Raw genomic sequence first — 18,084 nt, 5'->3', positions numbered from 1 at the left:
AGTCTGCGTGAAGAACTATCTGAAATCAGCACCGGCCACCCTGGTGCTCATGGTGCTGTGCATCGGTGCTTGGTGTGCCACGGCCATTCAAGGCTCGTCCCTCTCCGCGCCCTACTATCGCAGCATGCTGGCCCAAGACTGGACGCTGTGGGGCCCTGACGTGTCCGCACACCCCACAACTGTCATTACCGCGGGCTTCATGCATCTCGACGCCGGGCACCTCTTGGTCAACATGGTGATGCTGTTCTTTGTGGGCAGGGAAGTAGAACGCGCCCTGGGCAGTGCTCTGTATGTGGCGGCCTATCTCATCTCCATCGTGGGCTCTTCCGCCGCAGTGCTGTGGATGGATTACGGCACACCTACGGTGGGCGCCTCCGGTGCCCTCTTCGCGCTCATGGGTCTACTCATTGGTGTGTACCGCAGCCGCGGTCTTGACCTGCGCGCGCCCATCGTCCTCGTGGTGGCCAACGTTATCTACAGCTTCGTGGCGGAGAATGTCTCCGTGTGGGGGCACTTGGGTGGCTTGCTCACAGGACTGCTGTTGGCACCATTCCTCTTTCGCCAACGTGCGTGGCTGCGGTGGCTGGGGATATGGCTTATTGCTGTCGTGGTAGCCGTGTTAGCGGCGCTGCGAGCTGGGCTTTGGGGATAACTCGGGTGTGTTATCCACCAAAACCTTTGTGCGAAAGAATTCCACATAAGTTATCCACATTGTGGATAACTACATTTTTGTAATTTACCGAACGTGTGCGCCAAGATAATCGCAGATCAGCAGCTTAATCGGTTGTATTCGAAGTTTTTGTGCGGGCTGTGGGAAGCGTGAAAACACTTATCCACAGGGTGTGGAGAAAAGCTGTGGAATTCGTTTTCCACAGAGTTATCCCCACCCTGTGGATAACTTTGTACCCAAGGTGTTAACAGTGCTCCGGTTGCGGGGTGGTGTTGGGAATCGCTCACCCTAGTTAGCTCACCACTCCTGCGCGAAATGCCCAGATCACGAGCTGTACTCGCGAACTAGCTCCCACTTTGGCCATCGCAGATGACAAATGAGTCTTGACCGTAGAAGGCTCCAAATACAGCTCGCGCCCGATTTCGATGTTGGTCAATCCTTTACCCAGGGCCCGTACGCACTCGAGTTCGCGCGGCGTGAGTAGGGCTGAATCTACCGTGGCCCGCGCTTTCCGCCGACCAAATTCCGCAATCACCCTTTTAGTAACCGCAGCGTCGACCATGCCTTCACCTGAGGCCGCGTGTTTGACGCCTTGAATGAGGTCGGTCATTGGGGAGTCTTTCAGCATGACGCCACAGGCACCGGCTTCGAGGGCGCCAAAGACGTATCCGTCTAGGTCAAAGGTCGTGATCACGATGACTGCTGGGGGATTGTCTTGCTTGTTAATCTCCGTGGTCGCGTAGATACCGTCCCCGTCAGGCATGCGGATGTCGAGGCACACCACGTCAATGTCGCGTGCTTTAGCAGCCGCTATAGCCTCATTTCCAGAAGCTGCCTCAGCCACAACTTGGATCTCTCCGGTGGCCTCGAAGATTGCCTTTAATCCCTGTCTGATCAGAGGTTGGTCATCAACTAACAAGACTCGAATCATGGCTTCCTCCAGGTAATGAGCACCAGCCAACCATCTTCGGTAGGTTCATTGAAAGCGGTTGCACCGACAGCACGGGCGCGCTCTTGGATGCTGATGGTGCCACGGCCCGTGGGGCTATGCGTGAAAGCGCCGCGGGTGATGATCCGCAGTTCATCATCGCTCAGCATGACATCAACAGGCGCGCCTGTTGTATGTTTGCGGGCATTTGTCAGAGCTTCTTGGGTGATTCGATAAGCCGCAATCAACTCGCCCTCCGACAAGTGGGAAGTGTCCGAAAACGTTACTACCTGTCCCAGAGCGCGAACTTCCGAAATTAGCGCAGGTAAATTTGTCGGCTGAGGGATGCGGTGTATTTCGGCATCGGAAACCGAGAGCTTGCCAACGGTCGCGCGGACATCCTGGAGTGCCTTCGTCGTCGACGAGGTCACGTGTTGGAGATGTTCTTTGGCAGCGATGGGGTTGACATCGATGCATGCCTGTGCGGCTTGAGCTTGGATGGCTATGGCTGAGAGGTGATGGGCGGTGGTGTCGTGAAGCTCCCGCGCAATGCGGGCGCGCTCTTCGATAACGGCGTTTTCCTCAGCGAGTTCTGCTTGGCGGGCGAGGGATGCGGTGAGCTCGCGGTTATTGCGGACAGCGAGTCCAATAGCAAAGAGCACAATGAGGGGGAGCATCCAGCCCAGGGCTGTGAGCAGAGTAAAAAGTGGAGGCTCGATTCCTCCCAGCGGTGGCATGGCAATGGCGCGGAGGGTGCCGACAATGAGACCCGAGATAATGAGGGAAATAGAGTCGCGGGTTTTTGACTTCGTGTGCAGCGCTAGCGAAAACGCAGCCACCGAGGCAGCGATACCGTTATAGCCGAGGCTGTGGTCTGCGGTGACGAGACAGTAGAGGGACCACAGGAGCTCAGTAGCAGAAATCCCGAGTAGGACGCTTAAGGGAAATTTACGGCGCCACAGTAGGAGGATGCCTTTGGCAATGATGGCACCAAGAATCAGCCAGAACTGCGCTGGAGACAATGCGGTATTGAAGGGGGTTGGGTCCATCGAGCTAGCCACCAGGAACCCAACGAGGTCAAGGGCTAGAACGATGACAGCGAGAGCGATGTCTCTGGCTGAAAGGCGATCCATGTAGTCCATGTTAAAGATTTGCCCGGTGAAAGCGGGTGAGCCCAAGTCCCATGCTCACAACCGACCAGCCGGCAAGGACAGCTATACCTACCCATGGATTCATAGTCTGCGTTGCCCCCTGTCCACCAGCAATTGACACAGCAGAAGAAGGAAGCCAACTGTAAAAATACGGTTCCCACCCGGCCATGACGCCGATAGTTCCCAAGATCACTCCTGCCATTAACACTGCGACAATAACGCCGATGGCTGGACCGATCCTCCGTATGGCTAAGACGACACCGATGATCGCGAGGGTCAGTAGTAGCACCGCCAAGCTGCCCCGAAGCCACACGACGGCGACGTTAGAAGCAGAAGCAACCAGTGAAACATCATTCATCGGAGCCGCAACCAGTGCGATCAGTGAGTTAAGAACGCAGGCTCCCGCGCACACTAGGAGGACGGTACTAAGTACAACCGTGATCAAAGAACGCACCCATTTCATACGCGAACCAGCGCCAACCACCTTCCACACCACTGCACCGCTGGAAAATGGGTAGCTAGCTGCGGTGATTGTGAGTGCAACAATGGCGATGAGGAAGATTGAAATGCCTGTCGACTGGCCAGAACCTGTGATGTCGAGGGCGGCCAATTGGAAACTGGACGTCGTGGGGTCGGAGCCGTCGATAAGCGCCTGCACCTGTTGGCCCGTAGGACTGTCACCGACTTGTGGCGGGTCAATTTTCAAAAGGAACGGAAGTGCCCACTGCAGGACAGCGCTGATGCCCGCCATCATAACTGCGAGTATGGCGACGATTCGCACGTTCGGGAGGTGACGAAGGGTATAAAACTCGGATTTCACGTCTAGCCTTTCGTAGTGTGGGCGAAGTAGGTGGCTTCAAGGTCGGGGATTTCACTGAGAACGCCTGTGAATGTGGTGTGACCACGAGAAATGATGACTACGTCGTGGGCGACTGCGGCTGCTTCAGCCAGATGATGGGTTGCCATGATAATTGCCTTCCCACGGGAAGCTTCCGCACACAAGACTTCCCCTAACCAACGAATGCCGTCAGGATCAAGACCAGAAGACGGCTCGTCCAAGATGATGATGTCGGGATTTTGTAACAGAGCTCCCGCTAGCGCTATACGACGCTTCATGCCTAACGAGTAGGTTTTGATCTGCCGGTCGCATCGGTGCGACATATCGACCAGCTCTAAAATTTCTTGCACTCGATGCTTATCGACGCCATATAGCCTCGCCATTGCTTGGAGATGCTGACGCCCGGTGAGACTGCTAACGAGGCCGCCATCGTCGAGGAGCAGCCCGATGGTGCCATTGATGTGCTTCGTTCCGGTGGCTTTGACCAACCCGAGGGCAGCCCGGAGCGTGGTGGATTTGCCGGCGCCGTTCGGACCAAGCAAAGCGGTGATCCGTCCGGGAGATGCCGTCAGGTTCGCGCCGTGGACAACCTCATGTCCGGCGAAGGAGACGGTGATGTCTCGAGCAGTGAATGCGGTGTTCATACCTCTGACGATATTGATCAGGGGCATGAGAAACATCGCCTAAGCAGGCAATCTTTTGCCTCCGCCATTTGGGGGAGAAGCCCGTTAATCGAGCAGAGCGCGGTACTGCTTAAGGGTCTCCATTTTCTTTAAATGGCTTTTCTTAATGCTTCACGGATTGCCTGTGACCTAGACCATCCATGGGTTGCGGCATACTTATCCAGGTCCGCAATTTCATTGGGCGAAAGGCGAATCGAGACAATCTTTGCGGCCTGGTTGTCGCGGGGTTTCCGCCCCCGAGTACGAAGAGTCTCCACGTCGTAACCCTTTTCGGCTTCCGTTACCCATTCATCAACTTGCTCTTCGCTAATCGGTTGTCCATTGATGGTTTTCATAACCGTAATCGTATTACGAAAAGGGGTTCTGTCGCTAGAGTGAAGTTCGGACTAGGAACCAGTGCCACCCAGAATCTTCGTCACTAGGTTTAGGCGCGTGCTGGCGCCGAAGATGGTGATGAGGCGTGAGACGTGCTTCTTCACGGCGGACTCGGAATAGTGGGTGGCGGCGGCGATCTCTGAATTGGAGTTGCCGGCGAGGAGGAGCTTGAGGACGGCTATTTCGGCGTCGTGAAGCTCGTGGCTCTCAATGGCGGCGGCGACGGGATCGCGTGGGGTGGCGGGCTCACCGATGTAGTCGACCAAACGGTGCATGGCGGCGGGTGCCACGACGGTGCCACCCTCCACGGCGGCGCGGACCGCCTCAATGATGGAGCGCGGGCGTTGGTTCTTCAAGATATAGCCCGCGCCGCCCGCCCGCAGGATCTTTAGCATCGTGTCATCCGAGTCGAAGGCGGTCACCGCCAAAAACGTCGGGGGATTCGGTCCGGAGTTAAGGTGCTTGAGCAGCGTAATGCCGTCCATGTGCGGCATGTGAATATCGGCGAGGACGAGGTCCGGCTTGGCTTCTTCAAGCTGGTCTAAGCAATCGGCGCCGTTGGTTGCCTCACCGACCACCGAGATGTCCTCGGTGGTCTGGAAATAGACGCGGAGCGTCGAGCGAACGAGCTCATCATCATCAACGAGGAAAACCCGAATGCTCATGGCAACAGTTTAGCGGCACCACCAGAGCTGGGGGTTGTTGGAGCAACGGAAGTGGTCGGTGAATTCGCCCGCGAAAGACTTGTAGAAGGTGAATCCGGTGGACTCAGTGTTCTCAGTAGCGGTGTCAACGGTGGTTTCAGCAGGAGCCTCAGCAGCGCTGGCGATTGGCGCGGAAAACAGCGCGAGAGCTGCGGCGGCAACGGCGAGGGAAGTACGCATGTCTACTAACCTTGTGGAATCTAAGAATCGGCGGGTTACCGGGCAAGCTTACTATATTTTTCTTAGGTGGGCAGTGGGAAGAGAAAGGCGTGTGATCCAGTGATCGCCTTCTTTGCCACTGCCGAAGCTGCCGTGCATTCGGCGAACGCGGCGGGCGATTTCCCCCAAACCCAGATTCGTCGTCATGTATTGGCGTGATTGTTGCGCTGCAATCTCGGAAGTGATCACGAGGTCGATGGACTTGGAGCTGCCGGTGGCTTCGATGCTCACACGGGATTCAGGGCGAGCGTACTTGAGGATGTTGATGGCGAGCTCAGAGAACACGAGGGAGAGCTTTTCCGGTAGCGCAAGCTCACCGTTCTTGCCTACATTGATCTGTGCTTCGCAGTGGAAGCCGTGGCTGCTCAGGAAGCTAACCATGGTGTCGAGGTCTTCTTCCAAGGACTTAACTCCCTGAGTCACGCTCTCATTCTTCATCACGCGTAGCAGGTCGCGGACTTCGCCCATGGCTCGGCGGGCGTCGTTAGCAATCGCTTCCGCGGAGTCAGCCGCGGAGGGATCCGTTTGGGTTAACGCCAAGGTTTCGGAGCGCATGACCACGGAGGTCAAGGTCGCAGCCACCGAATCATGAAGGGCGGTCATCAGCGCCTCGCGCTGCTGGGCGGCGCGCTGCTCGGCGGCAAGACGCTGGTCCCGGGTTTTGCGTAGCGCGGCCCCAATGACGATGGACACCGCATACAAGATGAGTGGTGTCGACAGGTTTAACGGGTCGAAATCGGGCAGATAATTAATCGAAGGATCCGTTGTGACGAGGTATGTGTACACCACCGCTGGGGGAAGCGCCCACAGCCAGCGTGTACGAAACGCCACGATGCCCACGATGACGGGGCTCCACGCCAAGAGGAGGAAAGACCGCCAGTCGGGGCACCACATTGCGAGCGCAAAAAGCGCACCGTACCCGCAGGCCGCCGCAAGTGGGCGGCGGATGGCCAGCGGCGTCAGGGAAACGCCGAGGCCGGCAAGTACGAGTGCACCGGGAGTGAGGAAGTTTTTATCCACCGTGACGGTGAGCATCACCAAAATGATGCAGCCAACGCCAGCGATGCTATAGAACCTCGAGGAGCTCATCGGTGGCGATGAAAACTAACGCCAGCCCATCGTCATTAACAGACCGATGATGGCCAGGCCGAAGCCGATGCCGTAATTCCACGGTCCCAGCTCCTGCATGAACGGAATGGACTCACCCGCTAGGTAGTTGACCACCAGCCAGAGCAGGCCGAGGAGCATGAGGCCCAGCATGATGGCGATGTACCACTTCGGGGTTCCCTCAGAGTTGATCTTGACCGGGGTGCGGTTGGTCGCAGAGCTGGAGGACTGCGGGAGTGCGGAGCCCTCCGTCGTGATCTTGGACTTTGGCATTGTTACACCTTCACGAAGAATAGGGGTGGTTAATCTGTGAGATACCTTAGCAGCTGCGGCGTTGAGAGCTACTGCGGCAGCAGTGCTGCCGGGTCAAACTCCCAGAACCGGACGTGGATGGTTTCATCCTTGCGGATGACATCGCCGCGGCTTGCCGACGCCCACCCAATCTTGTCACTATCGATCGGGTTCGACGTTGGGATGCGTTCGCCCACGTCGAGGGAACCGGACCAGCCCTTGGCGCGCAGCGCGGATTCAGCTTCCTGCTGCGTGGAATGCGTAATATCTGGTGCCTGGATGAGCATCGCGTTGGAGACCTCGAGGGTGACCTGGCTGCCCTTGGGTAGCTTCTGGCCCTTCTCGACAACCCTGAGCACCTGGTTCTCCGGCAGCTCAGAATCCACCGAATGCACGGTGACGTCAAAGTCCATGGAGGACAGCATGTCCACTGCGCGATCACGATCCATGCCGCTGACGTCTGGGACGCTGACTTCCTTCTGGCCCTTGGACACTGTGACGCGTACCTTCGAACCCTTGGATAGCTGCGCGCCGCCCGCTGGGTTCTGGGAAATGATCTCGCCCGCGGGGGCCTCATCATTCACCTGCTCCACGTCGGTATTCAGCTCTAAGCCGGCTTCCTCCAGCGCAGTGGTAGCTTCATCCAGCTTCATGCCGGTGATATCAGGGACCTCGGTGACCTCTTTGCCAGAGGATACTGTCAGCGTGACCGAAGAATTCTTCTGCAGCTCTGATCCTTCCGCCGGGTTGACGCGGATGACCTTGCCGCGCGGCACATCGGGGCTGGGTTCTTCGTTGACGGTCACCAGCAGACCAAGCTTTTCCAGCTCTTCGACCGCTTCATTGCGCGGGCGGTTGGCCACCTTCGGGACAGTGACCATGTTCGCGCGCTGAGCTGCTTCATGCTGCTCCTGTTCGCGCTCGCGGGCCTCTTGGCGGGAGCTATCCCAGAAATCCCAGGCAAAGTAGCCAATGATGGCGATGAGGGAAGCGGCGAGCAAGGCCGCCAGCCACTTCAAGCCCGATCCGGATTCCTCGTCCTCCGAAGGGCGGGTGGAGGCCACCGGCGCACGGTGTTGTGCGGCTACGGGTGCCACCATCGTGGTGGGGTGATCTTCGTCGTTGACGTGGGAGCGCGCCGCCTCCGGCAGCTGGCCCTGCGCCAAACGGTCAAGGTCATCGCCCATCTCCCAGGCGGATTGGTAGCGATCCGCCGGGTGCTTGGCCATTGCCGTGAGCACGACGGCGTCGACGCCAAGGCGCTCTCTCTCCGTGAGCTCTTCGTCGATGAGCTCCGAGGGGGGCGTTGGATCCTCCTGCACGTGCTGGTAGGCCACAGCGAAGGGCGTTTCACCTTCAAACGGGGTGCGCCCAGTGACCGTTTCATACATGACGCAGCCGAGAGCGTAGACGTCGGAGCGGGCGTCGGCAGGCTTGCCACGGGCCTGTTCCGGGGAAAGATACTGCGCGGTACCGATGACAGCAGAGGTTTGCGTCATCGCCGACGTGGAATCATCCAGCGCGCGGGCGATGCCGAAGTCCATGACCTTCACTTGGCCTGTGTTGGTCAGCATGATGTTGGCCGGCTTGATATCGCGGTGGATGATGCCGGCCTCATGGGAGGACTGGAGGGCCTCCGCCACCGGCTTGAGCACGCGCGCGGCTTCCGCCACCGACATGGGGCCGTCTTCGCGGACGATGTCGCGCAAGGTGCGGCCCTGCACGTATTCCATGACGATATACGGCACCATCAGGCCGTCGACGTCCTTTTCGCCGGTATCGAAGACGGCGACGATGTTCGGGTGGTTGAGCTTGCCGGAGTTTTGGGCCTCGCGGCGGAAACGCTCACGGAAGTTAACGTCGCGCGCCATGTCAGGGCGCAGCATCTTGATGGCAACAGTGCGCCCCAAGACGGAGTCTTCGGCCTCGTAGACCTCGGACATGCCGCCGGAGCCGATGGACTGGCGGAGGTGGTACCGATCACTGACCATGGCGGGTTACTGGCCTCCCTGTAGTGCGGATTCTTCGGTGGGGTTGTTCTGTGAGTCTAGTTCGGGTTCGGGCAGTGGGCTGTCATCGACCTGCGGTTGCGTCTCCTCGGTAGGGAGCGCGGGTGGCTCCTGTTGCGTTGTGCGATGCGCAGTTGTGGGTGGGGAGGGGATAACCGAGTGCGTCGTGGTGACGGTGACTTGAGTAGGTTCCTCCTCCACGGTGGTGATCTCAACGGTCTCAGGGGCTTCCGTTTCCTCTTCTTCCGTTGTTTCCGGCTCCACCGTTTCGGTCACAATGACCTCCGTTGGTGTGGGCTGTGGGGTCGGTGTCGTGTTCCCCCACAGCCTATAAGCCATGAACCCGATCGCCACGAGGGCCGCGATAGCCACCGCGATGAGCAAACCTGTGCCGAAACCTCCCTGCTTGGCGGGGCGCTCCTCCGTCTGGGGTGCAGAAACGGCCGGACGCACCGTGGTGGGGTGAGCCATGTTGGCCAGCATTTCCGTGGACGCGGAGGGCGAAGGCTCGGCAGCGACGGGCGCGAGCGCCGCGGATTTCGGCTGCGGTGGACGCTGGCCTTGGCGCACGGCGGAGATCGCGTTGGTGAATTCGTTGCCATCGACGAAGCGGGTGTTCGGGTCCTTGCGCAGGGCCATGCCGATCAGTTCACGGGTGGGCGCGCTAATCGACGTCGACAAGGGCTCCGGCGCCTGGCTAATGTGCGCCAGCGCCACCGAGACTGAGGAATCGCCGCTAAAGGGGCGTTTTCCGGCTAGCATTTCATAGCCCACGACACCGAGCGAATAGACGTCGGACGACGGGCCAACCTCATAGCCTTGGGCCTGCTCGGGGGAGACGTATTGGGCGGTGCCGACGACCATGCCAGTGCGGGTGAGAGGCACAGCGGCGGCGGCTTTGGCGATGCCGAAGTCGGTGATCTTGACCTGCCCATTCTGGGTGATCATGAGGTTGCCGGGCTTAATATCGCGGTGCACTAGGCCCATGTGGTGGATCACGGACAGGCCGTGGGAGGCCTGCTCCATGACGTCGAGGGCCAGCGTTTCCGGCAGTGCACCTTCGCGGGCTAAGAGATCCGCCAGGGATTCTCCGCGAATGTATTCCAAGGCCATGTAGCAGAAGATGCGGCCGTTGTCCTCAAGCTCCCGGTAGTCGTACGTAGCTACGACGTTTTCGGAATCGATGGATTCTGCGGCCTTGGCCTCGTTGCGGAAGCGCGAGAGGAACTCGTTGTTATCGGAGAACTCTGGGCGCAGGACCTTGAGGGCGACCTCGCGGTCATTGCGGACGTCGTCCGCCAGCCACACCGTGGACATGCCACCGTGGCCGACGATCCACTGCAGCTGATAGTCCTCACCGATCAGCGCTTGGAGGTGTTCCTTGTTATCTGCACTACTCACTATTGCTGTCCTCCGTATGCGCGCAGGATGGCGCGGCCGATGGGCGCGGAGACCTGGCCGCCGTAGGCATTCTGGCCAAGGTGCCCGCCGTCCTTGACCACGACGCCCACCGCGATGTCCTTGTCCGGGTCGAAAGCCACGTACCACGCGTGCGGGGCAAGGCCCTCGCCGTGCTCGGCGGTACCGGTCTTCGAGGCAAAACCGTTCCCGTCATAGCCATAGGTGCTGTGCTCGGAGGCAAACATGAGGTCCTTGATGGTGTTGGCCGTCTCTTCACTGACAGCTTCGGCTGCCTGACGTGGTTGAGTCGTGCGAAGCTCATTCATCTGGGCATCGGTGATGCGGTTAATGAGGTAGGGCTCCATGCGCTTGCCCTGGTTAGCGATGGTCCCGGCCATGATGGCCGCCTGCAGGGCGGACATGGTCACGTCGCGCTGGCCGATCGTGGATTGGGCGACTTGGGCGCCGTCGCCAAGATCGCCCAGCGCACCAGCGGAAGTCTCCACACCGAGCGAGTACTTCTCACCCACGCCGAAGCCCTCCGCATATTTACGCAGCTCATCGGCGCCGATGCTCTCCGACATCTGCGCAAAAGCCGTGTTGCAGGACAGCGCGAAGGCCGTATGTAGGGTGACGCTCTCCGCGCCGCCGCAGGCTCGGTTGCCGTCGTTGGTCAGCTCCGTGACCGTATCCGGCAGCGTGATGGACGCCGCGCCGGTCAGCGTAGAGTCCGGGTTAAAGCCGTTGTTGAGGCCAGCGGCCGTGGTGATGATCTTAAAAATGGACCCGGGGGGCAGGGTGTCTTGCGTGGCATGGTTGATGAGCGGATTGCCCTCTTGATTCTGCAGCTGATCCCACGTTTCGGCCGCGTTGTCCCCGACGAGGTCGGAGACGTTGAAGCTGGGCGTGGAGGCCATGGCCAGAATCTTGCCCGTTGAGGGCTGGATGGCTACGGCCGCGCCTTTGTAGCCTGGGCCGGCCAGCTGGTCGTAGGTTGCCTGCTGCAGCGCTGGGTCGATGGTGACCTCCACGTTGGCACCCTTCTGCGGCTTGCCGGAGAGCATATCGAGCCAGTTGTGTGCCAACAGCGAGTCGTCCTTGCCGTTGAGGATGTCATTCTGCGAGGCCTCCAGCTGGGAGGCGCCGAAGCGCTCCGAGAGGTAACCGGTGACATCGGCAAAGGCTGGGGAATCAGTGGGGTAGGAACGCGAGTAATTGCCGTTCTCATCCGCGGTGGACTGCGCCAAGACCGTATCGCCGGCGAAGATCTGGCCGCGCGGGGTAGTGCGCATTTCTAGGTAGCCGCGAACGTTCTTGGGGTTGTGGGCGTACTTATCCGTCGAAAACGCCTGCACCACGGTGAGGTTCACCAGGAGCACGGCGGTAAGGATGAGGGCAAAGAGGGAGACGAGGCGAATCGATCTATTCATCGGGTGGCCTCCTGGATGGCGGGGAACATGGACGTATCACTCGGCGCGTTCGAGGTGAGCTCGCGCGCTGGGCGACGAGCCGCGTTGGAAATACGCAGCAGAATAGCCAGCAGCATGTAGTTAGCCATGAGAGAGGAACCACCCGCAGACATGAACGGCGTGGTCAAGCCCGTCATGGGCAGCAGCGCGGAGATACCGCCGGTGACGACGAAAACCTGCACAGCCAAGGTGAGCGAGAGGCCTGAGGAAACCAGCTTGCCATAGGTATCACGGCAGGTCAGCGCGGTGCGGAAGCCGCGGGAGACGAGCATGGCAAACAGGACAAGTACCGCAGTAAGGCCAATGAGACCGAACTCTTCACCGATGCTAGCCAGGATGAAGTCCGAGTGCGCCACCGGAACCATGTCCGGATGCCCCTGGCCTAAGCCAGTGCCGGTGATGCCGCCGGAGGACATGCCGAAGAGCGCCTGGGAGAGCTGGTAGCCGGTGGAATCATAATTAGCCAGCGGATCCAGGAAGTTGGAGAAGCGCTGTTGGATCTTCTCCGATACCTGGTAGATGCCGAAGCCACCGACGCCCACGAGGATGACGCCAATGAGCAGCCAGCTCACGCGGTTGGTAGCCATGAAGAGCATGCCGAGCACGGTGCTAAACAGCAGCAGGGCCGGGCCGAAGTCATTGGAAATGCCCATGATGACAATGGCAATACCCCAGATCACCAGGATGGGAGCGAGATCTCGCAGGCGCGGCAACGAAATGCCAAGGAACTTGTAGCCAGCCACCGTAAACAGCGAACGCTTCTGGGTCAGCAGCATGGCGAAGAACAGGATCAACAGGATCTTGGAAAACTCACCCGGCTGGATGGAAAAGGGCCCGAGCCATAGCCAAATGCGGGCGTCCACGCCTGGCGGTTGCGGCCACACGAGGGGTAACGCGAGGAGGATGAGGCCGAGCGCGCCCAAGATATAGGAGTATCGGGTGAGCGAGCGGTGATCACGCAGGAGGACCAGCACCAGCGCGAAGAGGATGAGGCCCACGATGGTCCACATCACCTGCCGCACTGCCAGCCCGCCGCCATTCGCCAGGTCGAGGCGCTGCAATAAGATGAGCCCGGTGCCGTTGAGCACCGCGACGATGGGCAGCATGAGCTGATCCGCATAGGGTGCCAGGAAACAGAGCACCAAGTGAGCGACGGCAAAGACGCCGATGAAGCCACCGATCAGGTAGAGCACATCGAGGGTCAGCACGTTGCCCTGGGAGAGCTCAAGGCTGACCAAGGTGATGGCGAAGACCACGGTAGCCAGCACGAGCAGGCCGAATTCGGTGCCACGGGAGAAGAATTTACTCATCTACTTCACCTCCCGGCAGTTTCCTTTAGACGCGTCTTTATCTTTTCCGTCCTTCGGCGAGGTGGGACAGGGCTTGAGCGCCTTGTCCGAGAGCTGCGAAAGCTGCGTCTGTACCTCGTCATAAGAACCGGAGGGCAGGTTGCCCACGGCGGCACGTTCGGATTCGGGCAAATCCTTCAGCGTGAAGGGCGCGAAATCGCCGTCGCAGGCGCCGTGCCCCAGCTTGAGCGCGTTCTCCTTGCTCAAGCAGGCATTTTGATACGTGTGGTGCAGCGGGCGGCCAAACACTTCATAGTCCGCGCCTTCGTGGATGGCGAGGATACCGTCCTCGTTCGCGGTGACGTAGTAGTTATTGCTCAGGTAATTCTTCATCCAGAGCCCGCCGCTGATGACCAGCACGATGATGATGACCAGGCATGCAATGACCTTCCACCCAATCCGGCTTCGCTGTGGCCGCCGCTGTGGTTCTTCCTGGGGTTTCTCCTCAGCGGCTTGCGCTTTTGGGGGTGAGATCAACTTGGCAGCGCGGCTGGCGGAGGAATCCGGATGCGTGGGCTCCGGGACGACGCCCTGGATCGCGCCCACGGTCATGGGGACGTTCTCATCACCCTCTCCCTCCAGGACCTCCGCCACCACGATGGTGACGTTGTCCGGGCCGCCGGAGCGCAACGCCAGATCCCGCAAGGTGGTAGCGGCTTCTTCGACCGTGCCCTGCTTCAGCGCTTGCTCGATGGTAGAGGCCGTCACCGGATCCGAGAGGCCATCCGAGCACAACAGGAGGCGATCGCCCGGTTTAGCATCGAGCATGAAGAGCGTCGGCTCCACCGGGCGGCCCGTGTAGGCCTTGAGGATCAACGACTTCTGCGGGTGGGAGGACACATCCTCCGGATCGAGCTTTCCCTCATCCACCAGGGACTGCACATAGGTGTCATCCTTGGTGATCTGAGTCAGCTTGCCCTCACGCAGCCGGTAGCCGCGGGAATCCCCCACGTGGCACACGCCGAACTCGGAGCCGTTAAAGAGCAGGGCGGTCAACGTGGTGCCCATGCCCTCGGTCTCCGGGTGCTCGTCCACGTGCTTGCGGATCGCCGCATTAGCGTCTTCCGCCGCCGCGCCGAGCAGCGCCAGCATGTCATTATCGCCCGGATCCCGCTCGAGGGAGGCCATGTGCTCCACCATGGTGGTGGAGGCGACCTCGCCGGCGGCGTGGCCACCCATGCCGTCGGCAAGCACCAGCAGGTGCGGGCCCGCGTGGGCGGAATCCTCGTTGTTTTCGCGGACCAATCCGCGGTCCGTCACTGCAGTAAAAGTCAGGCTTAAAGTCATGCCATCAACCTCACGGTCGTTCGGCCAAGTTTGATATCGGAGCCGACTCCGACTCGTTCTGGCTGGTCAATGCGAACGCCACCAACAAAGGTGCCGTTGCGGGATTCGAGGTCCTCCACGAACCACTCGCTGCCCCTGCGGAACAGGCGAGCGTGGTGGCCGGAGGAGAAATCATCACCGGTGACAAAGTCACAGTCCTGCGCGCGGCCCATCGTACAGTCCTCGAGCGTGCCCAGTTCCATGTGGGAACCACGCAGCGGCCCGTCCACGATGGTGATCTCACGCGGCGCTTCGCGCCGCCTCTGGGATCCCTTCACCGGGGACGATGCCTGGTAGACGCCGGCAGCCTTATTGGCGTCGCGGCGCATGGCGTTGAGTGCGACCAAGATGAACAGCCACAATAACACCAGCAGGCCGATGCGCAGCGAGAGCAGCACGATCGAATCCATGGAAAATCCTTACGCTAAAAATCTGTGAACGTTGCCGGGGGTGGCTTAATAGCCTTGGCTCTCGAGGCCGGTGATGCGCACCTCGATGTGGGAGTGGCCGAGGGTGATCACGTCGCCGTCGGCAAGCAGCCAGTTCTCAATCGGGGTGTCGTTCACGGTGGTGCCATTCGTGGACTGCAGGTCCACCAGCACGGCGTCCTGGCCGTTCCAGGTGATTTCCGCGTGCTGGCGGGAGACACCGGTATCGGGCAGGCGCAGGTCCGCGTCGTTGCTGCGGCCCAGGATGTTGGAGCCTTCCTGCACGTGGTAGACGCGGGAGGAGCCGTCCTGCAGCATGAGTGTTACCGCTGGCCCCTGTGGTGCGGGCTGGTTCGGGGTGGGCGCCATAAAGGCGGTGGTTGCGGCCTCGTCGGCGTTGTGCGGCTGGGTCATAGAGTCCTCCTGACCATGGTCGTGGTGGAAAATCGCATCGAATCCGGTTTCTTCGGTGGGCTCGTGATCCAAAAAAGAGGACACGCGCAACTGCCCAGTCCGCAGCCCCGATTCCTCCGCGATGCGGACGATGACCGGCCCGGCGAGGGACCAGCCACTGTTACGGATGAAGCGGGTGAGCTGATCAGCTAGATCCTTGGGAACACCCCGGTCCTGGGAGAGGTTCTCGATGTCCTTGGAGGATACACCGACGGTCATGACGTTGGGGCTATACAGCTTGCCGTCATCACCGCGGGACAAATTGTCCTGCGCCTCCTGCTTGAGAAGCTCCTCAATCTCAGCGGGGACGACTTTTCCGCCGAAGACAAAGGCCATGCCGTTGTCCAGTCCGCGTTGCAGGGAAGAATCCAGCTTGGCGAGCTTATCTAGCAATGCCATAGGAAGAGCCGTCCTCCTTTCGGGATGTTTTCAGGGAGAGATATAGCAGCGATCAGTATAAGGTGCTTTCCTTGACTTAACGTAGACGCGCGCGGCAAAGTTCCCTGGAAAGTTTGGGTTTGCCAGCGGATTTGTAGAATTTGCTGGACTGCGTGCTAAGGTTAGCTAGTCGCCAAGACATCAATACCCTGCCCGGGTGGCGGAATTGGCAGACGCGCTGGCTTCAGGTGCCAGTGTCCTTATAGGACGTGCGGGTTCAAGTCCCGCCCCGGGCACGCTGAGCAGTTGAACAAACTGCACCACCGGAAGTAACAAACTCGAAAGGGTATGTTACCTCCGGTTTCTTTCATTTTTCAATCTTTGAGGTGCGAAGATTGCACGCGTGGGGATTGAGGGTGTGAAACCCACTGTCGTGGGTTTGATGAGGTAGTCGATGTTGCGGAAGCTTTGGCATCGGCGTGCGTTGTGCTCCGTACGTTGTTTCAAAAACGGGTTTCATCAAACGGAACAAAACCTGGGACACTTCATATCCCACCCCAGGCCTAATGACTTGGGTGCAGCGGCAACGCTCATCCGATTTAGGCAGAGTCGTTGCAGGATCTAGTGGGTCACCTGGTCCGTGGTCTTTGAATTGTCGGGCGCGCAGGCAAGGCCAGCACGGAAGATCTTCTGCAAGCAACGCTTGTTGGTGCACCGGTAGCGTGGAAGGCGCACATGAAGTTGTTGGGTGGCCGACGATGGGCAGATCGACCAGGCTGCGGATGACGTGGTCGCGGAATACTCCAGGCTGCCCGCAGGTAGGGCATTCATTGATCGGCTCGACGGGTTCGGCTTCAATAACAGTGACGTCACCGTTTTCTGTGGCACCGGTGATAGTAGTTCCTAGTTTTGCGGTGCGGCAGATGGTATCGACGATGACATTTCCGTTAGGCTGCACAGTAGGTCCTTAGTTTTGTACGGATGGATTAGATACCTTTTTCCTACAAAGCCAAGGACCCCAATATCTTGTGCCACGCCCGAACCCCCGGCGAACTAATCAATGCACTCTAAAACCGGAAGAGCCCTTTTAGTACTACTGGTGGATTTCGGTTTTGGTGGGGATTAACGCCGCCGGCTTCGGTTTTTCCGTTGAGGAGGTCGTTGACTACTTCCCGATGGTGAAATGGGTCGATGGTGAGGTAGAGAGGAACCAGTCACCTGGAAGAGATCGATCCAGTCGTTGGTGTGCAATCTGGGAGGTAGGGTCGCGGGGTCGATTCCTCGCGAGCGCAACCATGATTGTGTTTCTGAACGTGATGAAAACAACCCTGCCCTTCGGAGAATTTCCCCTATCCCGCGTCCCCGGGCAGTGAAAACGGTGTGCACCATCGCCTGAAAGGCTTTGCGCTGCTCTATCGGAATCTTCGGGTCACCCACCCGGCGGATCACTAAGATCCCCCCGTCAACGTTTGGCTGTGGCCGGAAAGCAGACCTTGGTACCCGAGAACCCAGGTGAAATGTGAACCATGGGGACCACTGAGCCGTCATCATCGTGCTTGCGCCTACCCCGGCCCGGCGGCGAGCGACTTCCCACTGCATGAGGAGTACAGCGTCAGTCCATGCTGGCGCATGCAGCAACTTTCGAAGAATGGCAGTGGTGAGGTGAAAGGGAATGTTTCCCACAATGACGCAGGGAGTGGCGGGTAACCGGAAGTTAAGGAAATCATCATGGACCACTTCGACCGCCGCCGAGGAGGTTTCTTGTGTGATTTTGGCAGCTAGTTTTGCGTCCACTTCAACTGCCGTTATCGCCCTCCCCAAGTGGGCCATCGGGTGAGTGAGGGCACCGCTTCCTGGTCCGATCTCAATGATGGGGCCGGAGGTTTGTTTCACAAGGTCGATGATGGAGTTGATGATCTTGTGGTTGGTGAGAAAATTTTGGCCATGCTCGTGACGGCCGTGTCCGTATGCAGACATCAGGTGTGCTCCTTGGATTTGAAAGGGAGCCGGGCATGACAAATAGCCGCCCGGCTAAAGGACCGGAGCGGTTTTTAACCTACGGGGTAGGAAACCGCCTTAGCGGTTGGTGCGCAACCGCAAGAAAGCGGTACCTGAAATCAACATGGGTCTAATTATATCCATTTTGGGGTTGCCCGCAAATCGTGGACACGTAGTGGAGCTACCTAGTGGTTAGGCAGCTATTTCTTTTCTGCTGGTGGTTAGACCAATGTGGTTCTCGAAGTCGACGGGGCTTACCATACCGAGTGCGGAGTGTCGGCGCCGGCGGTTGTAGACGACTTCAATC

At 59.3% G+C, this 18,084-nt stretch carries 19 protein-coding genes, 1 tRNA gene and 1 pseudogene; 2 read left to right on the top strand and 19 right to left on the bottom strand.

The genetic code is table 11. The features are described from left to right. Positions 1-7: 7 nt before the first annotated feature. Positions 8-652 (top strand): rhomboid family intramembrane serine protease, encoded by a 645-nt coding sequence (locus QP363_RS06520; protein ID WP_070645102.1) that lies wholly within the window; start codon positions 8-10, stop codon positions 650-652. 310 nt (positions 653-962) lie between these two features. On the opposite strand, the gene QP363_RS06515 is transcribed toward QP363_RS06520, so the two are convergent. From QP363_RS06515 to QP363_RS06440, 16 genes are all read right to left on the bottom strand, one after another. Further along, positions 963-1,601 carry a response regulator transcription factor gene (locus tag QP363_RS06515; protein ID WP_070710516.1) on the bottom strand — a complete coding sequence of 213 codons (639 nt, stop codon included), beginning with the start codon at positions 1,599-1,601 and terminating at the stop codon, positions 963-965. Continuing rightward, positions 1,598-2,731 (bottom strand): histidine kinase, encoded by a 1,134-nt coding sequence (locus tag QP363_RS06510; protein ID WP_070716730.1) that lies wholly within the window; start codon positions 2,729-2,731, stop codon positions 1,598-1,600. Before QP363_RS06510 ends, QP363_RS06515 begins: the two co-directional genes overlap by 4 nt. 10 nt (positions 2,732-2,741) lie before the next feature. Next, a complete protein-coding gene (locus tag QP363_RS06505; protein ID WP_070710512.1) occupies positions 2,742-3,569 on the bottom strand; it encodes a hypothetical protein in 828 nt (275 codons plus the stop codon). 2 nt (positions 3,570-3,571) lie between these two features. Further along, complete coding sequence (locus QP363_RS06500) at positions 3,572-4,258, bottom strand: ABC transporter ATP-binding protein (protein ID WP_284763523.1); 687 nt, start codon at positions 4,256-4,258, stop codon at positions 3,572-3,574. A 101-nt stretch (positions 4,259-4,359) separates the two neighbouring features. Further along, positions 4,360-4,605 (bottom strand): ribbon-helix-helix domain-containing protein, encoded by a 246-nt coding sequence (locus QP363_RS06495; protein ID WP_083315630.1) that lies wholly within the window; start codon positions 4,603-4,605, stop codon positions 4,360-4,362. A 51-nt stretch (positions 4,606-4,656) separates the two neighbouring features. Beyond that, positions 4,657-5,310, bottom strand: coding sequence for a response regulator transcription factor (locus QP363_RS06490; protein WP_070710510.1), 654 nt, complete (start codon positions 5,308-5,310; stop codon positions 4,657-4,659). Positions 5,311-5,319: 9 nt separating this feature from the next. Next, positions 5,320-5,529: a hypothetical protein gene (locus tag QP363_RS06485; RefSeq protein WP_070710508.1), complete on the bottom strand. Its 210-nt coding sequence runs from the start codon at positions 5,527-5,529 to the stop codon at positions 5,320-5,322. 51 nt (positions 5,530-5,580) lie between these two features. Continuing rightward, the gene (locus QP363_RS06480) at positions 5,581-6,657 is read right to left on the bottom strand and encodes a sensor histidine kinase (protein ID WP_070444470.1); all 1,077 of its coding nucleotides are present in this window, start codon (positions 6,655-6,657) and stop codon (positions 5,581-5,583) included. A gap of 15 nt (positions 6,658-6,672) precedes the next feature. Then, a complete protein-coding gene (gene crgA, locus QP363_RS06475) occupies positions 6,673-6,948 on the bottom strand; it encodes a cell division protein CrgA (protein WP_010188168.1) in 276 nt (91 codons plus the stop codon). A gap of 68 nt (positions 6,949-7,016) precedes the next feature. After that, positions 7,017-8,957, bottom strand: a complete 1,941-nt coding sequence (gene pknB, locus QP363_RS06470; protein ID WP_070645091.1) for a Stk1 family PASTA domain-containing Ser/Thr kinase — start codon at positions 8,955-8,957, stop codon at positions 7,017-7,019. Positions 8,958-8,963: 6 nt separating this feature from the next. Beyond that, a complete protein-coding gene (locus tag QP363_RS06465; RefSeq protein ID WP_070444466.1) occupies positions 8,964-10,376 on the bottom strand; it encodes a serine/threonine-protein kinase in 1,413 nt (470 codons plus the stop codon). Then, complete coding sequence (locus QP363_RS06460) at positions 10,376-11,806, bottom strand: penicillin-binding transpeptidase domain-containing protein (protein WP_070444464.1); 1,431 nt, start codon at positions 11,804-11,806, stop codon at positions 10,376-10,378. The genes QP363_RS06465 and QP363_RS06460 overlap by 1 nt, the downstream gene beginning before the upstream one ends. Then, positions 11,803-13,155 carry an FtsW/RodA/SpoVE family cell cycle protein gene (locus QP363_RS06455; RefSeq protein WP_284763509.1) on the bottom strand — a complete coding sequence of 451 codons (1,353 nt, stop codon included), beginning with the start codon at positions 13,153-13,155 and terminating at the stop codon, positions 11,803-11,805. Before QP363_RS06455 ends, QP363_RS06460 begins: the two co-directional genes overlap by 4 nt. Continuing rightward, positions 13,156-14,481 (bottom strand): protein phosphatase 2C domain-containing protein, encoded by a 1,326-nt coding sequence (locus tag QP363_RS06450; RefSeq protein WP_070645080.1) that lies wholly within the window; start codon positions 14,479-14,481, stop codon positions 13,156-13,158. Further along, entirely contained in the window at positions 14,478-14,930 is a 453-nt protein-coding gene (locus QP363_RS06445) for an FHA domain-containing protein (protein WP_070645077.1), read from the bottom strand. The genes QP363_RS06450 and QP363_RS06445 overlap by 4 nt, the downstream gene beginning before the upstream one ends. A 45-nt stretch (positions 14,931-14,975) precedes the next feature. Further along, positions 14,976-15,800, bottom strand: coding sequence for a DUF3662 and FHA domain-containing protein (locus QP363_RS06440; protein ID WP_070645074.1), 825 nt, complete (start codon positions 15,798-15,800; stop codon positions 14,976-14,978). A gap of 190 nt (positions 15,801-15,990) precedes the next feature. Between QP363_RS06440 and QP363_RS06435 the strand changes: the two genes are divergently transcribed. Continuing rightward, positions 15,991-16,075: transfer RNA gene (locus tag QP363_RS06435), tRNA-Leu, on the top strand. Between the two features lie 244 nt (positions 16,076-16,319). On the opposite strand, the pseudogene QP363_RS06430 reads toward QP363_RS06435, so the two are convergent. The 3 genes and pseudogenes from QP363_RS06430 to QP363_RS13745 all read right to left on the bottom strand — a co-directional run. After that, a pseudogene (locus QP363_RS06430) lies at positions 16,320-16,737 on the bottom strand (transposase family protein); the annotation flags it as partial. A gap of 164 nt (positions 16,738-16,901) precedes the next feature. Beyond that, positions 16,902-17,756 carry a 23S rRNA (adenine(2058)-N(6))-methyltransferase Erm(X) gene (locus tag QP363_RS06425; RefSeq protein ID WP_011117480.1) on the bottom strand — a complete coding sequence of 285 codons (855 nt, stop codon included), beginning with the start codon at positions 17,754-17,756 and terminating at the stop codon, positions 16,902-16,904. A gap of 99 nt (positions 17,757-17,855) precedes the next feature. Further along, positions 17,856-17,903, bottom strand: a complete 48-nt coding sequence (locus QP363_RS13745) for an erythromycin resistance leader peptide (RefSeq protein WP_011116968.1) — start codon at positions 17,901-17,903, stop codon at positions 17,856-17,858. Positions 17,904-18,084: the final 181 nt, after the last annotated feature.

The sequence above is a fragment of the Corynebacterium sp. UMB6689 genome (genome assembly GCF_030215295.1).
Classification (GTDB): Bacteria; Actinomycetota; Actinomycetes; order Mycobacteriales; family Mycobacteriaceae; genus Corynebacterium; species Corynebacterium aurimucosum.
This window is presented reverse-complemented; position numbering and strand designations above follow the sequence as displayed.

Bases quoted from the DNA above. Each gene is read 5' to 3' on its own strand.
- QP363_RS06480 (WP_070444470.1), bottom strand. From the start codon at position 6,657: ATGAGCTCCTCGAGGTTCTATAGCATCGCTGGCGTTGGCTGCATCATT.
- pknB (WP_070645091.1), bottom strand. From the start codon at position 8,957: ATGGTCAGTGATCGGTACCACCTCCGCCAGTCCATCGGCTCCGGCGGC.
- QP363_RS06460 (WP_070444464.1), bottom strand. From the start codon at position 11,806: ATGAATAGATCGATTCGCCTCGTCTCCCTCTTTGCCCTCATCCTTACC.
- QP363_RS06515 (WP_070710516.1), bottom strand. From the start codon at position 1,601: ATGATTCGAGTCTTGTTAGTTGATGACCAACCTCTGATCAGACAGGGA.
- QP363_RS06445 (WP_070645077.1), bottom strand. From the start codon at position 14,930: ATGGATTCGATCGTGCTGCTCTCGCTGCGCATCGGCCTGCTGGTGTTA.
- QP363_RS06455 (WP_284763509.1), bottom strand. From the start codon at position 13,155: ATGAGTAAATTCTTCTCCCGTGGCACCGAATTCGGCCTGCTCGTGCTG.
- crgA (WP_010188168.1), bottom strand. From the start codon at position 6,948: ATGCCAAAGTCCAAGATCACGACGGAGGGCTCCGCACTCCCGCAGTCC.
- QP363_RS06500 (WP_284763523.1), bottom strand. From the start codon at position 4,258: ATGCCCCTGATCAATATCGTCAGAGGTATGAACACCGCATTCACTGCT.
- QP363_RS06490 (WP_070710510.1), bottom strand. From the start codon at position 5,310: ATGAGCATTCGGGTTTTCCTCGTTGATGATGATGAGCTCGTTCGCTCG.
- QP363_RS06485 (WP_070710508.1), bottom strand. From the start codon at position 5,529: ATGCGTACTTCCCTCGCCGTTGCCGCCGCAGCTCTCGCGCTGTTTTCC.
- QP363_RS06440 (WP_070645074.1), bottom strand. From the start codon at position 15,800: ATGGCATTGCTAGATAAGCTCGCCAAGCTGGATTCTTCCCTGCAACGC.
- QP363_RS06510 (WP_070716730.1), bottom strand. From the start codon at position 2,731: ATGGATCGCCTTTCAGCCAGAGACATCGCTCTCGCTGTCATCGTTCTA.
- QP363_RS06495 (WP_083315630.1), bottom strand. From the start codon at position 4,605: ATGAAAACCATCAATGGACAACCGATTAGCGAAGAGCAAGTTGATGAA.
- QP363_RS06425 (WP_011117480.1), bottom strand. From the start codon at position 17,756: ATGTCTGCATACGGACACGGCCGTCACGAGCATGGCCAAAATTTTCTC.
- QP363_RS06450 (WP_070645080.1), bottom strand. From the start codon at position 14,481: ATGACTTTAAGCCTGACTTTTACTGCAGTGACGGACCGCGGATTGGTC.